At 70.9% G+C, this 17,173-nt stretch carries 17 protein-coding genes; 13 read left to right on the forward strand and 4 right to left on the reverse strand.

Translation table 11 applies throughout. The features are described from left to right. The first annotated feature begins 69 nt into the window (after positions 1 to 69). Genes OO67_RS34245 through OO67_RS34285 form a run of 9 tightly spaced genes read left to right on the forward strand, consistent with a single transcriptional unit; the run spans position 70 to position 8,728 of the window. Positions 70 to 255 (forward strand): lysine biosynthesis protein LysW, encoded by a 186-nt coding sequence (locus OO67_RS34245; protein WP_033305744.1) that lies wholly within the window; start codon positions 70 to 72, stop codon positions 253 to 255. Between the two features lies 1 nt (position 256). Further along, positions 257 to 1,105, forward strand: coding sequence for an ATP-grasp domain-containing protein (locus OO67_RS34250; protein WP_033305745.1), 849 nt, complete (start codon positions 257 to 259; stop codon positions 1,103 to 1,105). Further along, a complete protein-coding gene (gene argC / locus OO67_RS34255; protein WP_033305746.1) occupies positions 1,102 to 2,160 on the forward strand; it encodes an N-acetyl-gamma-glutamyl-phosphate reductase in 1,059 nt (352 codons plus the stop codon). Before OO67_RS34250 ends, argC begins: the two co-directional genes overlap by 4 nt. Then, positions 2,157 to 2,960: an amino acid kinase family protein gene (locus OO67_RS34260; protein ID WP_033305747.1), complete on the forward strand. Its 804-nt coding sequence runs from the start codon at positions 2,157 to 2,159 to the stop codon at positions 2,958 to 2,960. Before argC ends, OO67_RS34260 begins: the two co-directional genes overlap by 4 nt. A 10-nt stretch (positions 2,961 to 2,970) precedes the next feature. Next, positions 2,971 to 3,534, forward strand: coding sequence for a type 1 glutamine amidotransferase (locus tag OO67_RS34265; protein ID WP_033305748.1), 564 nt, complete (start codon positions 2,971 to 2,973; stop codon positions 3,532 to 3,534). 57 nt (positions 3,535 to 3,591) lie between these two features. Next, entirely contained in the window at positions 3,592 to 4,710 is a 1,119-nt protein-coding gene (locus OO67_RS34270) for a Glu/Leu/Phe/Val dehydrogenase dimerization domain-containing protein (RefSeq protein ID WP_033305749.1), read from the forward strand. After that, a complete protein-coding gene (locus tag OO67_RS34275) occupies positions 4,707 to 6,362 on the forward strand; it encodes an AMP-binding protein (protein ID WP_033305750.1) in 1,656 nt (551 codons plus the stop codon). Before OO67_RS34270 ends, OO67_RS34275 begins: the two co-directional genes overlap by 4 nt. A 53-nt stretch (positions 6,363 to 6,415) precedes the next feature. After that, positions 6,416 to 7,720: a pyridoxal phosphate-dependent aminotransferase gene (locus OO67_RS34280; protein ID WP_208861127.1), complete on the forward strand. Its 1,305-nt coding sequence runs from the start codon at positions 6,416 to 6,418 to the stop codon at positions 7,718 to 7,720. Positions 7,721 to 7,774: 54 nt separating this feature from the next. Continuing rightward, positions 7,775 to 8,728 carry a fumarylacetoacetate (FAA) hydrolase gene (locus OO67_RS34285; RefSeq protein WP_051710196.1) on the forward strand — a complete coding sequence of 318 codons (954 nt, stop codon included), beginning with the start codon at positions 7,775 to 7,777 and terminating at the stop codon, positions 8,726 to 8,728. On the opposite strand, the gene OO67_RS34290 is transcribed toward OO67_RS34285, so the two are convergent. Further along, positions 8,650 to 9,060, reverse strand: a complete 411-nt coding sequence (locus OO67_RS34290) for a MerR family transcriptional regulator (protein WP_051710199.1) — start codon at positions 9,058 to 9,060, stop codon at positions 8,650 to 8,652. The genes OO67_RS34285 and OO67_RS34290 overlap by 79 nt on opposite strands. Before the next feature lie 73 nt (positions 9,061 to 9,133). On the opposite strand from OO67_RS34290, the gene OO67_RS34295 reads away from it, so the two are divergent. Then, positions 9,134 to 10,342 carry an MFS transporter gene (locus OO67_RS34295; RefSeq protein WP_051710202.1) on the forward strand — a complete coding sequence of 403 codons (1,209 nt, stop codon included), beginning with the start codon at positions 9,134 to 9,136 and terminating at the stop codon, positions 10,340 to 10,342. 186 nt (positions 10,343 to 10,528) lie between these two features. On the opposite strand, the gene OO67_RS34300 is transcribed toward OO67_RS34295, so the two are convergent. After that, complete coding sequence (locus OO67_RS34300; protein ID WP_244300454.1) at positions 10,529 to 11,215, reverse strand: response regulator transcription factor; 687 nt, start codon at positions 11,213 to 11,215, stop codon at positions 10,529 to 10,531. Positions 11,216 to 11,553: 338 nt separating this feature from the next. On the opposite strand from OO67_RS34300, the gene OO67_RS34305 reads away from it, so the two are divergent. Together OO67_RS34305 and OO67_RS34310 are read left to right on the forward strand one after the other, a co-directional pair. Next, positions 11,554 to 12,228, forward strand: coding sequence for a ScbR family autoregulator-binding transcription factor (locus OO67_RS34305; RefSeq protein ID WP_078598494.1), 675 nt, complete (start codon positions 11,554 to 11,556; stop codon positions 12,226 to 12,228). A gap of 819 nt (positions 12,229 to 13,047) precedes the next feature. Next, a complete protein-coding gene (locus OO67_RS34310) occupies positions 13,048 to 14,292 on the forward strand; it encodes a cytochrome P450 family protein (protein ID WP_033305752.1) in 1,245 nt (414 codons plus the stop codon). A 157-nt stretch (positions 14,293 to 14,449) separates the two neighbouring features. Here OO67_RS34310 and OO67_RS34315 read toward each other — a convergent pair whose 3' ends face one another. Further along, positions 14,450 to 15,295 (reverse strand): NAD(P)H-binding protein, encoded by an 846-nt coding sequence (locus OO67_RS34315; RefSeq protein ID WP_033305753.1) that lies wholly within the window; start codon positions 15,293 to 15,295, stop codon positions 14,450 to 14,452. Beyond that, positions 15,292 to 16,158: a ScbA/BarX family gamma-butyrolactone biosynthesis protein gene (locus OO67_RS34320; RefSeq protein ID WP_051710205.1), complete on the reverse strand. Its 867-nt coding sequence runs from the start codon at positions 16,156 to 16,158 to the stop codon at positions 15,292 to 15,294. Before OO67_RS34320 ends, OO67_RS34315 begins: the two co-directional genes overlap by 4 nt. A 304-nt stretch (positions 16,159 to 16,462) precedes the next feature. Here OO67_RS34320 and OO67_RS34325 point away from each other — a divergent pair, with 304 nt between their 5' ends. Continuing rightward, positions 16,463 to 17,158 carry a ScbR family autoregulator-binding transcription factor gene (locus OO67_RS34325; protein ID WP_244300455.1) on the forward strand — a complete coding sequence of 232 codons (696 nt, stop codon included), beginning with the start codon at positions 16,463 to 16,465 and terminating at the stop codon, positions 17,156 to 17,158. Positions 17,159 to 17,173 lie beyond the last annotated feature (15 nt).

Here is a 17,173-nt window from a genome sequence, read left to right on the forward strand (position 1 = left end):
ACCTCGCACCGCCCTTGCCCCCCACCCCGCCCCGACCTGCCACACCCGTACCCGTAGAGGAGCCCACCCATGACCACCGCCACCCTGACCGGTGTCTGCCCCGAGTGCGAGACCGGCCTCACCCTGCCGCCGATCCTCGTCGGCGAGACCCTGTCCTGCCCCGAGTGCATGCTGACCCTGCGTGTGGAGGCCATAGCCGACGGCAGACTGACCCTCGAGATGGTCGAGGTCACCCTGCGCGACTGGGGCCAGTGAGATGGGCGGAAAGGTCGCTGTCGTCGCGGACCGGCTCGGGTGGGAGGAACGCCAGCTGATGCGGGCGGCCCAGCCGGCCGGGCTGCGGATCGACTGGGTCAACGACGAGGACCTCAGCCTCGGATCCGCCGACTCCTCCCCGCTCGCCGGCTACGACGCCGTCCTGGTGCGCAGCCGCAGCTACACCCGCGGCGGACTCGTCGCCACCCTCGCCGAGGCGGACGGCACGCCCGTCCTGAACACCGCCGCCGCCATCCACGCATGCGAGAACAAGCTCGTCCTGCGTGCGGTGCTGCGCGAGGCGGGTGTCCCCGTACCGGACTTCCGCCTCGTGCTGTCCCGCAAGGACTACACCAAGGCGATGACCGACCTCGGCACCCCCGCCGTGCTCAAGCCCGTGTACGGGGGCATGGGCAAGCGGGTCACCCTGGTCCGCGACGCCGACCTGGCGCACTCGGTCTACGACTACGTCGAGGACCTGGGCCACGCCTTCGAGCAGGCATGCCTGCTCGAGCCCTACCTCGGCGGCGGCTCCGTGCGCTGCCTGGTGGTCGGGCGGGAGATCGTCGCCGCCGCCGAGTTCGAGAGCGCGGGCGCCGACTGGCGCAGCAACGCCGCACTCGGCAACCAGAGCCGCTCGCTGGCGCACGACCCGGAAGTGGCCAAGGTCGTCGACGCGGTCGTGGACCGGCTCGGCCCCGGCATCTACGGCGTCGACCTGTTCCGCACCGAGTCGGCCTACCTCGTCAACGAGGTCAACCACGCGCCCGCCTGGCGCGGGGTCGCCTCCACCACGGACACCGACATCTCGTCCGCCGTCATCCGTCACGTACAGGAGACCCTCGAATGATCCGAGCAGGAATCGTCGGAGCCTCCGGACTCGCCGGCGGTGAACTCATCCGGCTCGTGCTCCAGCACCCGGAGCTCGAACTCACCTATCTGGGCGGCAACTCCAGCGTGGGCCGCCGCCCCGCCCAGCTTCACCCCGGGCTGCGCCTCGACCTCGGCCTCACCGTCGAAGCGGTCGACGCGAACCGGATCGCCGAGACCTGCGACGTGGTGTTCCTGTCCACGCCCGCCTCGGTCTCGGCCCGGCTGGCCGCCGAGCTTGCCGACCGCGTCGCCTGCGTGATCGACCTCAGCGGGGCGTTCCGGATCCGGACCCCGGAGCTCCACCAGCGCTGGTACCCCGGGGTGCCGCGGACCACCGAGCTCGCCGACCGCTTCGTGTACGGGGTGCCCGAGCTGATCGGCGAGAGCCTGGAGTACGCCGCGCTGATCTCCGTGCCCGGCTGCTACGCCACGGCCCTCACGCTGGGACTGGCGCCCCTCACCCTGGGGCTCGGCCTGCCCCTGAAGACCGTCGTCGTGGACGGCAAGAGCGGCTCCAGCGGCGGCGGGCTGCACCTGCGGGTGCCCGACCTGCACCCCCTGCGCAGCGGTGCCATCGCCCCGTACGCACCCACCGGGCACCGGCACGCGGCGGAGGTGAGCGACTTCCTGGAGCGCAGCAAGCCAGGCGAGGTGGGCTCACTGTCCATGTCCGCGTACGGCGTCGGCCACGTGCGCGGCCTGATGACCAGCGCGTACGTCTTCACCGACGCGGAGGTCACCGAACGCGAGCTGCAGCGCGCGTACACGCGGTTCTACAAGGGCCACCGGTTCGTGCGGGTGCGGCGCCACACCGAGACGCTGATCCCGGTGCCCGACCCGCAGGCCGTCATCGGCTCCAACTACTGCGACGTGACGGTCCTGCACGACCCCGAGGGCGGGCGGATCGTCGTCCTGTCCGCCCTGGACAACCTGCTCAAGGGGGCCTCCGGGCAGGCGGTCCAGGCCCTCAACCGGCGCTTCGGCCTGCCCGAGGAGACGGGCCTGACCATGCAGCCGGTGATGCCGACATGACCACCACCGGCCTCCGCACCGCCCCCACCGTCGTCAAGCTCGGCGGCAGCTGCCTGGAGGACCTGGACGGCAGCTGGTGGGACGACCTCGCCGAGCACAGCGGGACCCGGCCCCTGGTCCTGGTGCACGGCTGGTCCAAGCCGCTCAGGAAGCTCGGCCCCCGCTACCGGGAGCCGTCCGCGATCCTGCGCGACCGCTACGGCAACCAGAGCCGCTGGACCACCCCCGAGGTCATCGCCGACATCAAGACCGTCAGCGCCGAGCTCGGTGCCGACGTCCTGGGCCGTCTGGAGGCGCGCGGCATCACCGCCGAACGGGTCCTGGGCAGCGACGGCCTGGTCACCGCCGGGCCCGGCGAGCGCTTCTGGTGGAAGGACAAGCAGCTCGTCGAGCTGGAGAACCTCGTCGGCCCCATCACCGACGTGGACCCCTCCGCCCTGAAGAACCTCCAGCCGGGGCACGCCTACCTGGTCACCCCACTGGCCAGGGACGCCGAGGGCCGCGAGGTCAACACCGACGGCGACCGGGCGGCCGCCGCCGTCGCCGGGGCCGTCGGCGCCCACGACCTGGTCCTGGTCACCGACGTCGCCCATCTGCTGATCGACGGGGAACCGGTCCGCGAGATCACTGCCGGCGCCGCGGCGGCCTTCCGCGACAAGGGCGCCACCGGCGGCATGCGCAAGAAGCTGCGCGCCGCGGGCGAGGCGCTGGAGGGCGGGGCCGGACGGGTCGTCATCGGCAGCGCCCCCGTCAGTGAGCTGCTCGCCGGCCGTGCCGGAACCGCCATCACGCGAACCTGAGGAGACCGACGTGGCGAAACCCCGCGTGCTCGTTGTCAACAACGGGACGCTCTCGCTCAAGCAACTGCGGGCCCGGCTGGAGGAGCTGGGCTCCGACACCGACCCGGTGTCGGTGGCCGGCATACCCGCCGGCCTCGGCGGCCGCTACCAGGCGATCGTGCTCAGCGGCACCAAGGTCCGCGCCTACGACCAGGAGTACTACAAGCCGCTCGTCGACCTGGTCCTCGGCTCCGACGTCCCGGTCTTCGGCATCTGCGGCGGCATGCAGATCCTCGCCGTCTCCCAGGGCGGCGTCCTGGCCGAGGGGCCGCAGCGCGTCGGCGGCTTCGAGGTGCGGGTCGACAAGGAGGAGCCGCTGTTCACGTACGTCAAGCCGACGGTGACGGTCTTCCACCGGCACACCCTGTACCTCCAGCAGGCCCCGCCCGGCTTCCGGTCCATCGGGCGCTCCGAGCACGCCCCGGTGGAGTTCCTGCGCTCCGACGACGGCCGGATCCTGGGTGCCCAGGCGCACCTGGAGTTCCGTGCCGACGGCCGGGAGATCCTGCGCGGCTTCACCGACCTGTACCGCTGAGCACACCCCGTACCGCTGTACGCACCACACCTTCTTGCTCACGATTGGGGAAGACACATGACTGACTGGGAAGCACGCGAGCCCGCCCTGACCACTCACCTGAGCGGCGCCGGCGGCGACATCAAGGGCTGGGTCGTCGTCGACTCGCTCGTCGACGGCCTCGCCATGGGCGGCACCCGGATGACGCCGGGGGTCACCGAGGCGGAAGTGGCCGGTCTGGCCCGTGACATGACCGTCAAGTTCACCCTCGCCGGACTGCGCATCGGCGGGGCCAAGGCGGGCATCGTCGCCGACGGCTCCGACCGCGAGACGACGTTCCGCACCTTCGGACGTACCGTCAAGCCGCTGCTGCACGGCGGAATCCACCTCGGCATCGACATGGGCGTCACCCCCGCCGACCGGGCGGTGTTCTTCGAGGAGGCCGGGTACGACCCGCGGTTCCGTCCCGGCGCTCCCGACATGCCGATCGACTGGCGCACGTACTACGAGCCCCTGATCGACTGCACCGGCCACGGCGTCGGCGTCGCCGCCGTCACCGCCCTGGAGGCCGGCGGGCGCACCGGGCCCGCCCGGGTCGTCATCCAGGGCTTCGGCGCGGTCGGCCGCGCGGTCGGGCGTTTCCTGGAGGAGCGCGGCCACGTGGTGGTGGCGGTCGCCGACGTGGCCGGCACCCTCAGCGCCGACCGGCTCCCGGTGGACGAGCTGATCGCCGTCACCGACGAGTTCGGCGCCATCGACCGCACCCGGCTGCCCTCGGGCGTCACCGTCAGCACCGAGTCGGACGCCTGGCTCGACGTCGAAGCCGACCTGCTCATCCTCGCCGCCCAGAAGCACGCGCTGAACGCGGAGAACGCCCACCGCCTGCGCGCCGGCCTGGTCGTCGAGGGCGGCAACATCAGCTCGTCCGACGAAGCCCGCGACAAGGCGGCCGCGGCCGGGGTCCTGCTGGTGCCCGGTGTCATCGCCAACATCGGCGGTGCCGCGTCCGCCGCGCTGGCCGTCACCCGCGTGGTGCCCTTCGAGCTGGCGGCCGAGGCCCGCAGGGCATGGGTCTTCGACTGGGTCGGCGACCGGGTCCGGCAGAACACCCGCGACCTGCTCGACATCGCCGGTGCCACGGCGGGCAACCCGCTGCCGGAGCTCCTCGCGGCACGCCGCGAGGAGCTGGCGCGATGACGTCGACCACCGCCGCCTTCCTGGCCAACGCGTCGGCCGCGGACCGCATGGCGGAGTACCGGCGGCGTGGGTGGTGGCGCGACGGGACCTTCCTCGACGACCTGCGCAGCCAGGCCCGCCGGCGGCCCCGCAAGCTCGCCATCGCGGGCCGCCGCCTGGACGAGGCCCGCACCGACACGCTCGACTACGCCGAGCTGTCCCGGCTGGCCGACCGGTTCGCCGGCGGCCTGCTCGAGCTGGGCGTCAAGCGCGGCGACGTGGTCGCCGTGCAGCTGCCCAACCGCTGGGAGATGGTTCCGCTGATGTTCGCCTGCATGGCGGTCGGCGCGGTCATCTGCCCCATCGCGCCGGTCTGCCAGGCAGAGGAACTGCGCCACCGTCTGGCGCTCACCGAGGCCAGAGTGTGTATCACGCTCCCCGAGTGGGAGGGCTACCCGCTCGCCGAGACCATCTGCGACCTCTCCGGGGAGCTGCCCCTCGAACACGTCGTGGTCGTCGACGGCCCGGGCCCCGAGGGCACGGCCGACTTCCACGACCACTTCGTCTCCCAGCACTGGGAGGAGCGGCTCATGGGTGACCTGGCGGGCCGTCAGCTCCGGCCCGACGAACCGTTCGTGGTGCTCTTCACCTCTGGTACGACCGGGTTCTCCAAGGGCGTGGTACACAGCCAGAACACCGTCCACTCGGGTGTACGGGGGTACGTCGACACGTTCCTGCTCCGCGACGACCTGGTGGCCGCGGTCACCACCCCGCTGGTGCACTACTCCGGCTTCGGCCAGGGTGTGCTCGCCGGAGTGATGCTGGGCGGCACCATCGCCTTCCAGGACGGCCCCGACCACGCGGGCCTGCTCGACCTGGTCGAGCGGTACGGCGCGACCCTGCTGTACGGCCCGCCGCCCACGCTCTCCGGCGTCGCCCGTGCCCAGAACGCCGACCCGCACGACGTCTCCAGCCTGCGCCACACGGTCACCGGCGCCGCGCCGGTGCTGATGGAGCTGGTCGACGAATTGCGCGAGACGTTTGGCGCCCGCACCTACTCGGTGTGGGGCATGTCCGAGTTCGGCCCGGTCACCATCAGCCGCCTGGACTACAACCAGGACTGGGCCGCGCACAGCCACGGACGGCCGATCGACTCCATGGAGATCCGCATCGACCTGTGCCACGACCCCAGCACGCGGGCCTCGGTGGGCCGGCTGCGGGTGCGCGGGGCGTCGCGGGCGCTGGGCTACTTCAAGCAGCAGGAGCAGTTCGACTCCGAACTCACCGAGGACGGCTGGTTCGACACCGGAGACGTGGCCCGTGAGGACGGGCGCGGCGGCATCCGGATCCTGGGCCGCTCCAAGGACACGATCCTGCGCGACGGGATCGTCGTCCCGATAGCGGAGCTGGAGGCGATCATCTCGCGCCACCCCAAGGTGGTCGAGGCGTCCGTCGTCGGACCCACCGGCCAGCTCGACGACCCGATCCTCGCGGTCGTCATCCCGGCCGACGGCGTCCCTCCGACGCTGGAGGAGATACGCGCCCATCTGCGCCGGGCCGACCAGGACGACCGGTTCCTGCCGGACCGTCTGGAGCTGACCGGCACCCTGCCCAAGACGCTCACGGGCAAGGTCCGGAAGATCGAGCTCAGGAAGCTCTACGCACACTCCTGAGCTTCCCGTTCACGTGCCGACACCCCCTTCCTTCCTACCCGTTGGAGCCTCGGATGCCTCATCCAGCGCCGGTGACGATGTCGCCGACCCTCGCCGCCGACGAGGCACTGATCCGCCGGCGGCTGGCCGGGGAGCAGGTCCTGTCCCTGGCCAGCGGGGAGATCGGCCTGCCGGTCCTGCCCGAGCTGGCGGAGCGGCTCGCACTCGCCGCGGACCACAACGCGTACGGCCCCGTCGCCGGGTCTCCGGCGCTGCGCGCCGCGGCCGCCGGCTACTGGGAGCGGCGTGGCCTGGCCACCACCGCGGACGCGGTGGTGGCGGGGCCGGGCAGCAAGCCGTTGCTGTTCGCCCTGATGCTGGCCGTCGGCGGAGACGTCGTGGTGCCGGTGCCGAGCTGGGTCAGCTACGCGGCCCAGGCCCGGCTGGGCGGACTGCGTCCGGTCCCGGTCGCCACCCGGCCGGGTGAGGGCGGTGTCCCGGACCCCGGGCGGGTCCGGGAGGCGGTGCTCCTCGCCCGGGCGGCCGGGCACGATCCGCGCTGCGTGGTGGTCACGCTGCCCGACAACCCGACGGGCACGATCGCCTCGCCCGCCACGGTCGAGGAGCTCGCCGAGGTCGCCAGGGAGCTGGACCTGGTGATCGTCTCCGACGAGATCTACTGCGACCTGGTCTACGACGGCGCCCGGCCGGGTGTCTCCCCGGCCGTGTTCGCACCCGAGCGCACGGTCGTCACCACCGGGCTCACCAAGAGCCTGGCGGTCGGCGGCTGGCGCCTGGGCGTGGCCCGGCTGCCCGAAGGCCCGCTGGGCGAGCGGGTGAAGGGGCGGCTGCTCGGTGTGGCCAGCCAGATCTGGTCGAGCACCGCGGCGCCCGTGCAGGCCGCGGCGGCCTGGGCGTTCACCGAGCCGCCCGAGGTCGTCGCGCACGTCGCCGCCGGCCGCAGGCTGCACGGGACGGTGGTCCGCGCCGTGGGCTCGCTGTTCACCGCGGCGGGCGCCGAGCTGGCGCCGGTCCGTGCGACCAGCTACCTCTACCCCGACTTCGAGGCCGCTCGGCACCACCTCGACCGGGTCCACGGGATCCGTGACGGCGACGACCTGGCCCTCGTGCTCGGCGAGCGCTACGGCGTCGGGGTGCTGCCCGGCTCCGCGTTCGGCGAGTCCCCCGGCCCGCTGCGCGTCCGGGTGGCCACCAGCCGCCTGTACGGAGAGAGCGACGCCGAGCGTACCCGGGCCCTGTGCGCCGCCGACCCCCTGCGGCTGCCGTGGATCAGGGCCTCCCTGGAGCGCGTCGCCGAAGTCCTGACCGACCTCACCGGGGTGTGCGTCGCCCCGCCCGCCCTCCGAAACCGCCCGTAGCACGGCGGCCGCGCACCACCACCCATCTCTTCTCTCCCAGGAGGCCCTTCCGTCATGTCCATCCTCTTCGAAGCCGAGTACCAAGGACGTCGTTACGCGGGAACCGGAATCCCCGAGGCGGGCCGGGCCCACACCCTGCACGCCGTCGAGGACGGTCAGCTGCGCGCCGCGTTCCTCGCGGGAGGTGCCGAGGCCGCGCTCGCCGCCGCCACGAGCGGTGCCGAGACCGTCTCGGTGACCCCCGGCGACCCCGGGCTGAGGCTGCTCCCGCCGCTGCTGCCCACCGCCACCAACAACGCGCTGGTCAACGGATTCATGGGCACGCACCGCTCCAAGTTCGACCACGATCCCGAACCCGACGAGGAGTTCGTGGCACCGAACTACTACATGAAGGGCTTCGGCTCCTGGCTGCGCGTGTCCGACGAGCCGCTGATCACCCCCGCCGACCCGATCTGGCTGATCGAGGAGCCCGAGGTGGTCCTCGTGTACGTCAACGGCGAGGACGGCACCCCGCACTACGCCGGCTACACCTTCGGCAACGACCTGAACGACATCGGCCTGCACCTGAAGAACCCCTGGGCGTACACCCCGTACGCCAAGCTCTGCGAGACCTCGGTGCTCCCCTGGCTGTTCCTGGACGAGCCGCCGCAGAACGTGACGGGCCGGGTCGTCGTCGAGCGGGACGGTGCCACGGCGTGGGAGGGCCCGTTCTCCTGCGGGGCCGACTCCATCTTCCACCGGTTCGAGGACATGGCGGAGCACCTGTTCTCGTACCCCCTGCTGCGCCAGGCCGGGCTGGTCACGTACACCTTCCTGGGCGCCGACAAGGCCACCTACCACGACGGGTTCCGCGTCGAGGACGGCGACCGCCTGGTCCTCGACGTGACCAGCCACGGTGTGGTCCTCGCCAATACCGTGCGGTACGGGACTCAGACCGCGACCGGCTCCGCAGGCCCGTACCTCCCACCGTCGTCGCGCCCGTCCGTGTCGCGCACGGCGTCCAGGTAACCGGAGATCGCGTCCCGGTTGCGGGTCAGGCACCGGATGCGCTCGGTCATCCGGTCCCGCTCCCGCTCCAGGAGCTCGATGGTCTCCGGCGCGGCGTCCGGCACGTGGATCATCCGCGGATCGTTGATGCACGGCAGGATCTTCTTGATCGCCCGCGTCGGCAGTCCCGCCTCCAGCAGGCCGCGGATCTGCAGGACCCGGTCCACCGTGCGTTCCGCGTAGTCGCGGTAACCGTTGGGCGTCCGGTCCGGTACCAGCAGGCCCTGCTCCTCGTAGTAGCGGAGCAACCTCCGCGGGGTACCGGTGCGATCGGACAGCTCCCCGATGCGCATGTGCCCTCCTTCCGTCCCCGTCCACTCGACCGACTTGACATTCACATCAATGTGAGGGTTTGAGGATTCAATCATGTCAACATCCCAACCAGAGCTGCTGGACAACACCTCCCCGGCACCCGGGCAGCGCAAGCTGCCCATGTCCCCCCTTCTGGCGCTCGCCACAGCGGCGTTCATGGGCATTCTGACGGAGGCGCTGCCCGCCGGCGTGCTTCCCGAGATGGCCCGTGACATGTCCGTCAGTGAATCGGCCATGGGCCAGGCGCTGACGATCTACGCCATCGCGACCGGTGTGTCGGCGATCCCGCTGGCCATCACCACCGCCACCTGGAACCGCAAGTGGCTCCTGATGCTGTCGGTGACGACCTTCGCCGTCGCCAACACGGTCACCGCGATCTCCTCGAGCTACGCGCTGACCATGGGGTTCCGGTTGATCGCCGGTGTCGCCGCAGCGGCCGTCTGGGCCGAACTGGTCGGCTACGCACGCCGGTTGGCGCCCCCGCACCTGCAGGGCAGGGCCATCGCCATCACCATGGCGGGCGTACCCCTCGCTCTCTCGCTCGGCATTCCCCTCGGTACGTTCCTGGGCGGCCTGTTCGGCTGGCGCCTCACCTTCGGTCTGGTCACGGTCGTCTCGGTGGTCCTGCTCGCCTGGATCTGGGCCACCGTCCCGGACGCCGCCGGCCAGAAGCCCGGCGCCCGCGAGCCGATCCTGAGGGCGCTCCGGCTGCCCGGCGTCGCCGCCGTCCTGTTCGTGGTCGCGGCCTACGTGCTCGCCCACAACATCCTGTACACGTACATCGCCACCTTCCTCGACACGTACGACCACGGCGACTCCCGCGACATCGTGCTGCTGGTCTTCGGCATCGCCTCCGTGGTCAGCATCTGGGTCACCGGCGCACTGGTGGACCGCAAGCTGAGGATGCTGACCGTCGCCAGCTCCGTCCTGTTCATCATCGCCTCGATCATGCTGGTGATCCTCGCCGGCAACCTGTGGGTCGTCTACGCCGCGATGATCCTGTGGGGCCTGGGCTGGGGCGGCGTCACCACCTTGCTCCAGACCGCCGTCACGGACGCGGGCGGCGACCGCGGCCAGGCGCTCCTGGTCACCACCTGGAACTCGTTCATGGCGGGAGGCGGCGCCGTGGGCGGCATCCTGCTCGACGTGCACGGCCCGAAGTCCTTCCCCTGGAGTGTCCTGGCCCTGATGCTCCCGGTGCTGCTCGTCGTGGTCCTCGGGCGGCGGCACGCCTTCCCCGCGAAGCGTCCCAGCTCCGGCTGACGCCCGCCCTCCGGGCGGACGCCCCGGCCCCGTCCCGGGGCGTCCGCCCGGCCCCAGGCGCGCCACGGCCCGGACCGCCTCCACATCCCCCGTCCGGCGGACGGGTCACGGCGCCGGAAAAGGCCCCGTTCTCGGCATTCCGAGAACGGGGCCTCTCCGCTGCCCTCCAGGCGGTGTGACGGGTGGTCAGCCCGGACCGATCTGGAACCCGACGCTGCGGACGGTCAGGATCCACCCGCTGGAGCCGAGCTTGCTGCGCAGGTTGCACACATGGGTGTCCACGGTCCGCCGGGACCAGGAGCCGCCCCAGACCTCCTGCATGATGCGGCTGCGGGAGATGACGTCGCCCGGGTTGCTCGCCAGCAGGTACAGCAGGTCGAACTCCTTGCCGGTCACCTCCACCCGGCGCCCGGACACGGCCACCTTGCGCGACCCGCGGTCCACCAGCAGGTCGCCGTGGATCACCACATGTCCCTCCTGGCGGGGCAGGCGCGGCCGCACGCGGCGCATCACGGCGCCCATACGGGCCATCAGCTCCGGGAAGCCGTACGGCTTGACCATGTAGTCGTCGGCACCGGCCTGCAGGCCGAGTACCCGGTCGAGCTCCGAGCCCCGCGCGGTCAGCGCGATCACGGGGGTGTCGTCGAACTGCCGGATGGCCCGGCACACCTCGATGCCGTCCAGGTCGGGCAGCTCCAGGTCGAGCAGGACCAGGTCCGCCTCCCTGTAGGCACGTAACGCCGCGACGCCGGTCTCCGCGCTGGTCACGGCATGCCCGTGGCGCTGCAGTCCGCGCATCAGGAGTTCGGTGTCGGCCGGGTCCTCCTGCACGACCAGTACGTTCCAGCCCCGGGGTTCGTCGACCGTGCGCATCGCGCCATTTCCTCGCCCTGTGGGGCGCGCCCGCGTGTGTGTGCCGCGCGCCAGCAGGCCGGCCGGGTCAGTCATAGCCCTTCCCCCCTCGGATCCTCGGCTTTGACTCAACGACGCATCAAATTCAATACCTGCAAGGATGTTTCTGTCAAAGGGTTCACAGAGGATGAGATGCCCAACTTAAGGACGTTATGAGGCAATCTGATGCGCCGAAGCGGACCGTGATGGTCGCAGTGCGCTTACGGTGGCATGTTGACACACGCGGATAAGGGGGGCATTTCAGCCAGCTAAGTTAACTCACTGGTGAAAATTGATTCTCCTAGGTATTTAATGTCTCCATGTCTCCGTCCCAGCCGCAGACCTCCCCGCAGGGGTGCTCGACTGCGCACCCGCCTCCCGTGGTCTGCCGAACCCGTAAGCAGGAGCGTTCCGTCCGCACCCGAAGAGCCCTGGTCCACTCGGCGGCCGAGCGGTTCGAACGCCACGGATACGAAGGAACGAAGCTGAGTGAGGTGAGCGAGGGGGCCGGAGTCACCACCGGCGCCCTGCACTTCCACTTCCGCAACAAGGCCGACCTGGCCGGGGCCGTGGAACACGCGGCCATCCGCAACCTCTACCGCGTCGCCCGCCGGACCCAGTGCGAACACACCGATGCTCTGGCCGAACTGAGCGCCCTTTCCTATGCGCTGGCGCATCTTCTGCACCAGGACGTGGTGTCCCGGGCCGGCTTCCGGCTCAACTACGAGACGTCGGGCCGTACCCGGCTGAGCATCCATCAGGAGTGGCAGAGCTGTGTCCAGCGGCTCCTCGTCCAGGCCGACGAGGAGGAGGGGGCGCCGCTCGGCACGCTGCCCCTGTGCGAGCTCACCGACACCGTGGTCGGAGCCACCACCGGCTTCGCGCTGCTGGCCCGCGACAACCGCGTCTGGCTGTCCCCGAAAGTGCTCACCGGCTTCTGGCGCGCCGTACTGCCGGGCTGCGCCCTGGAGCCGAACGGTGACGGGGACGGTTGAACTCGGCGCGTACCCGCACGTATCCTACGGTTGTGGAGATTCTGTGGAGGCGCGCTCCGTGGGTGTTCCAGACGCAGCGGGGGAACCGGTCCGCCGGACGTTTCTCCAGCGTGAAGTCGATGTCCCGGCACGGGAATCGATGTACGCCCGCAGGCGGGTTCCTTGCCGGGTGCGCTCCCGCGGGCGTGCCGCGTCCCGGTGAACTCGACACCGGAACGCGGCCGGACGCGGGCGACCCGGACAGCGGGAAGCACCTTCCGTCGGAGCCCGAAGTCCCCCACATCGCTTTCCCGGGCCCCTCGTCGCCGTTTCCGTAGTCCCGAGACAGACGCCTCACCCACCGTGCGCGACGCGGCCCTCACCAGCCGTCGCCGACGCTGCTGGAACACCGGCCGAACGCCCCCCGCCCGCCACGTGCCCCTCGTGCGTGCGTGCACGCTCACGGACCGCCGGAGCGGTATCCGTCCCGTTCCCGGCCACTTCGCCGGCACGGTGCAGGACTGAACACGCCCCACCCCGGACCCGAGCCACCGCGACGGTCCGGGCCGGAACGGCGCATACCCGAACCCCATGCGCGCCGTCCCCGCCGCACCCACGCGGAAGCGGCGACACCGCACACAACACCCGTGCTCCGAGGGGCGGCCGGGACGTCCGTCGTACGTCAGCAGTGCCGGCCCCGGCCGGCGGGTGCCGCGCGGCACCCGCGGGTGGACCGGCCTGTCCCGCAGTGCTCTTCCTTTCGCCCCACCACCCCGCGCCTGCCACGCGGCCCCTGCACGCGGCCCGTGTGCGCGCCCATGACCGAGAGGGTTCCGAACCATGAGCATCCGAACCACGGCGACCACGACCTGCCCGATCCACCTCGACGCCTCCGGCGCCGACCCGCACGATGAGATCGCCCGCATCCGTGAGCAGGGTCCGGTGGTCCAGGTCGCCCTCCCCGGAGGCATCCTGGCCTGGTCCGTCACCAGCATGGAACTCCTCAAGCAGCTGATGACCGACCCACGGGTCTCCAAGGACGCCGAACAGCACTGGCCGGCCTGGATACGCGGTGAGATACCCGCCAACTGGCCGCTCGCCCTGTGGGTTTCCGTCCGCAGCATGATCACCGCCTACGGTGAGGACCACGTCCGGCTGCGCAAGCTCGTCGCCCAGGCCTTCACCGCCCGCAACATCAGCACGCTCCGGCCTCGCATCGAGGAGATCACGCGGGTGCTCCTCGACGGCCTCGACGAGCTGCCGAAGGGCGCCGAGGTCGACCTGCGCGCCCGGTTCGCCGTGCCGCTCCCCGTCCAGGTCGTCTGCGATCTCCTCGGCATCCCCGGGGAGATGCGCGGACGGCTGCAGGAGACCATCGGCCTGACCTTTCTCACCTCGGTCGGGCCGGCCGCGAACGAGGAGAACATCCGCGAGCTGTACGGGGTTCTGGCCGCGCTCGTCACCGCCAGACGCGAGACGCCCGGCGACGACCTGATCACCCGCCTCGTCGCCGTACGCGACGAGAAGGACGGAACAGGCCTCAGCCAGCAGGAGCTCCTCGACACCCTGCTCCTGATCATCTCGGCCGGCTACGAGACCACGGTCAACCTCCTCGACCACGCGGTCCACCGCCTGCTGAGCAACCCGGCCCAGCTGGAACTCGTCCGCTCCGGCCGTGCGGCCTGGGAGGACGTGGTGGAGGAGACCCTGCGCTGCGAGTCGTCCGGCTTCCACGTCCCGCTGCGCTACGCCGTCGAGGACTTGGAGATCGGCGGCGTGCGCATCGCCCAGGGCGACCCGATCCTGGTGTCCGTGGCCGGGGCCGGACGCGATCCGCAGGTGCACGGACCCGACGCGGCCGAGTTCGACATCACCCGCCCCACCCGCCGCGAACACATCACCTTCGGCTACGGAGTCCACCACTGCATCGGCGCACCGCTGGCGCGCATGGAGGCGGTCGTCGCCCTGAAGGCCCTCTTCGGCCGTTACCCGGACCTGCGCCTGGCCCGCCCCGGTGAGGACCTGCCGTTGCTGCCGAGCTTCATCACCAACGGCCACCGGGAACTGCCGGTCCGCCTGAGGTGACGCCGGAGCGCCGGGCGGCGTCGCACCGGGGGATGCGGCGCCGCCCGGCCGGGCCCGCGTGAACATATCGGTGAGTACGGAAACGGGGGAGCGCGGAACCGCCCCACGGGGGAGCGGGCCCGGGCGCACGGCTCTCGTTCTCCGCGCGGCGGGCCGCTCAACTGCCGGGGAAGCAGTGTGCGTGGTCGTCCGCCCAGCCGCGGAACGTGCCCGCGGCGCGGCCCGTCAGCGAGGCGAGTGCGTCGCCGCGCAGCGTCTTGCCGCCCCCTGCCTGCAGGGCCGCCCGCTTCAGGAGCGCCTCGACCACGGGGGGCGGGTAACCGTGTGCCAGGCGCTCGCGTGCCTCCCGGACCGTCCACTCGCGGAACCGCAGCGGGCGCCCGAGTACGTCACCGAGGATGCACGCCTGCTGACGGGCGCTGAGCTGCTCGGGACCGACGAGTGTGTATGTCCTGCCCGCGTGTCCTCTCTCCGTGAGCGCCCGCACGGCGACCCGGGCGACGTCGCGCGGGTCCACCGGCGCGTTGGACGCGTTGCCGTACAGCGCGCCCACCGTGCCGTCCCGTCCGATGCTGTCGGCCCAGGACAGGGTGTTCGACATGAACGCCCGTGGGCGGAGCAGGGTCCAGCCGGTCCCGCAGGAGCGCACCTCCTCCTCCATGACCCTCTGGCGAAGGGTGAGGAAGTCGTCGGTGTCGTCCTCGACGACCGCTGCCGACAGCTTGACCACGTGGCCGACGCCCTCGGCGACGGCGGCTTCCAGGAACCGCTCGTCATGGGGCTCGGCCGGGTGGCAAGTGACCAGGAACGCGGCCCGCACCCCGCTCAGCGCTCTCGCCAGCGAGTCGGGCCGGGCGAAGTCCGCGACGACGGTCTCCACCCGGGGGCCGGACACGGCGGGGCGCGCGGGGGTGCGGCTCATCAGCCGTACGGCATGGTCCGCCGCGAGCTGCCGCGCCACCTCCCGCCCCACCGTGCCGGTGGCGCCGGTGACCAGGATCAAACCGGTCTCCGGGGCTGTCCCGCCGAGAAGACCGAGGTGAACACAGCTTGCCCGTCCTGGTGCCCGGTGACCTTCATCGTCCAGTCGGCCCCCGACAGGGAGACGTCGGTGACCTCCATGAGCAGGGGCCGGGAGAACTCCGCGTACCGGTGGAAGGTGTTGTCGCCGGTCCAGGGCACGAAGGCGGAGGGACCGATGGTGGCGTGCGCGGCCTGGCGGGCAGCCTCGATGAGGACCATGCCCGGCACGTGGTCCTTGGGGCCCTGGTAGAGCGTGCGGTGACCGGTGTCGATCTTGAGGATCCAGTGGCCCCAGATACCGGTGGGAAGGAGCAGGACGTCCTCCGAGCGGAGGCGTCCCACGAGTTGGGCCGGCACATCGGGTGCGTACTGCCGGGGCAGGGGCTGCTGTGTGAAGGCGCCCCGCACACGACGGTAGGCGCGGGCACTGATCAGGTTGATCCGGCTGACACCGGTGCCGGCCTCCCGGCCGTCGCGGCCGACCGTGACGGTGGCGCGCATGCCGGACAGCATGTGTCCGCGGTAGGTGAGTTCGTCGAAACCGACCTCGATCTCGACGTCCGGCTTGCGGCCGACGAGAAGGTGCTGGGGCCGGCAGGTGAAGTCCAGCGAGTGCATCAGGTAGTGCGTGTCGAGTGGGACGTCGTAAGCGGCATGACCGAGCAGAATCGTACTCTGACGCATGGATTCCACCAGCAACAGCGGATCGTGGTATCCGCCGACCGGCGCGAAGAACGGGTGTTCTTCGGGCCAGTTGCCTTCGACGAGGAAACGGTGCTCCGAGAGGCGTTTCCAGTGCGTCGGTACGACGTCCTGCGGTCTCTCGCGGTGTGCCCACTGCATGGGCACGGAAGTGGGCTTCCGGGCGCCAGCGTTGATGATGTCTAACACGATCCCCCCAAGGAAACGTTGTTGGGGCGCAACGTTACGTACCCCAGGATATTCTTTTCAACGGCTTGAAGTGTGACGCGAATCACACTGTCCGGAATCGAATAAGTGCAGGTCACAAGTGATCTAGAGGCGATCTTACGTTTTGTGAATGTTTTGAGTGGGCTGGAAGGTGTGCCTCCGGGAGGCGCAGGATCGCCTTTCGGGCGACAGATTCGTACGTTAACGTTTTTCCCGCTTCCGGAGCACAGAGCGAGGGATGAACTTGACCAAACAGGACCGGGCCGCTCGAACCCGGCAGAAACTCATCGAGGCCGCCGCGATCGTCTTCGACCGGCGCGGCTACGAGGCCACCACCCTCAGTGAGATCGCCACCGCAGCCGGAACGACCAAGGGGGCCATCTACTTCCACTTCAGGAACAAGGACGACCTGGCTCAGATAATCCTCGCCGAGCAGCAGCAGACCGAGGAACTTGCCCTGAGGCCGCAGCCCGTCAAGCTCCAGGAGCTCGTCGACTCCGGGATGGTCTTCGCCGAACGCCTGCGTACCGACCCGCTGGTCCGAGCCAGTGTCCGGCTCAGTCTGGACCAGCAGGCCACCGGCATCGACCGCGGCGGTGTGTTCCGCGCCTGGCGGGACGCCAACCTGGCCATCCTCCAGGAAGCTCAGGAACGAGGTGAACTCCGTTGCCACGTAGACCTTTTGGCGACAGCGGAACTGTTCGTGGGCACCTTCGCGGGTCTCCAGCAGATGTCGCAGCTACTCAGTGACTACGACGACCTGCCGGACCGTGTGACGGTGCTGCTGACGCACCTCATGCCCAGCATCGCCGTCCCCCCGGTGCTCGGCGTGCTCGACATGTGCGCGCAGCGCGGCGCCCACCTGATTGCGGCAGCGAAGCCGGGAGGAGGCGGGGACTCCGTGGTGGTGGAGCCGGCCGCCGCGCAGGGCTGACGCCGCCGCACTTGT

Origin of the sequence: Streptomyces atroolivaceus (genome assembly GCF_000717025.1) — a bacterium.
GTDB lineage: Bacteria > Actinomycetota > Actinomycetes > Streptomycetales > Streptomycetaceae > Streptomyces > Streptomyces atroolivaceus.

What these genes read in the sequence shown, in the direction of transcription:
- OO67_RS34275 (WP_033305750.1), top strand. Translation starts at nt 4,707, where the DNA reads ATGACGTCGACCACCGCCGCCTTCCTGGCCAACGCGTCGGCCGCGGAC.
- OO67_RS34310 (WP_033305752.1), top strand. Translation starts at nt 13,048, where the DNA reads ATGAGCATCCGAACCACGGCGACCACGACCTGCCCGATCCACCTCGAC.
- OO67_RS34280 (WP_208861127.1), top strand. Translation starts at nt 6,416, where the DNA reads ATGCCTCATCCAGCGCCGGTGACGATGTCGCCGACCCTCGCCGCCGAC.
- OO67_RS34290 (WP_051710199.1), bottom strand. Translation starts at nt 9,060, where the DNA reads ATGCGCATCGGGGAGCTGTCCGATCGCACCGGTACCCCGCGGAGGTTG.
- OO67_RS34285 (WP_051710196.1), top strand. Translation starts at nt 7,775, where the DNA reads ATGTCCATCCTCTTCGAAGCCGAGTACCAAGGACGTCGTTACGCGGGA.
- OO67_RS34300 (WP_244300454.1), bottom strand. Translation starts at nt 11,215, where the DNA reads ATGCGCACGGTCGACGAACCCCGGGGCTGGAACGTACTGGTCGTGCAG.
- argC (WP_033305746.1), top strand. Translation starts at nt 1,102, where the DNA reads ATGATCCGAGCAGGAATCGTCGGAGCCTCCGGACTCGCCGGCGGTGAA.
- OO67_RS34325 (WP_244300455.1), top strand. Translation starts at nt 16,463, where the DNA reads ATGAACTTGACCAAACAGGACCGGGCCGCTCGAACCCGGCAGAAACTC.
- OO67_RS34260 (WP_033305747.1), top strand. Translation starts at nt 2,157, where the DNA reads ATGACCACCACCGGCCTCCGCACCGCCCCCACCGTCGTCAAGCTCGGC.
- OO67_RS34320 (WP_051710205.1), bottom strand. Translation starts at nt 16,158, where the DNA reads ATGCAGTGGGCACACCGCGAGAGACCGCAGGACGTCGTACCGACGCAC.
- OO67_RS34250 (WP_033305745.1), top strand. Translation starts at nt 257, where the DNA reads ATGGGCGGAAAGGTCGCTGTCGTCGCGGACCGGCTCGGGTGGGAGGAA.
- OO67_RS34295 (WP_051710202.1), top strand. Translation starts at nt 9,134, where the DNA reads ATGTCAACATCCCAACCAGAGCTGCTGGACAACACCTCCCCGGCACCC.
- OO67_RS34305 (WP_078598494.1), top strand. Translation starts at nt 11,554, where the DNA reads ATGTCTCCGTCCCAGCCGCAGACCTCCCCGCAGGGGTGCTCGACTGCG.
- OO67_RS34245 (WP_033305744.1), top strand. Translation starts at nt 70, where the DNA reads ATGACCACCGCCACCCTGACCGGTGTCTGCCCCGAGTGCGAGACCGGC.
- OO67_RS34270 (WP_033305749.1), top strand. Translation starts at nt 3,592, where the DNA reads ATGACTGACTGGGAAGCACGCGAGCCCGCCCTGACCACTCACCTGAGC.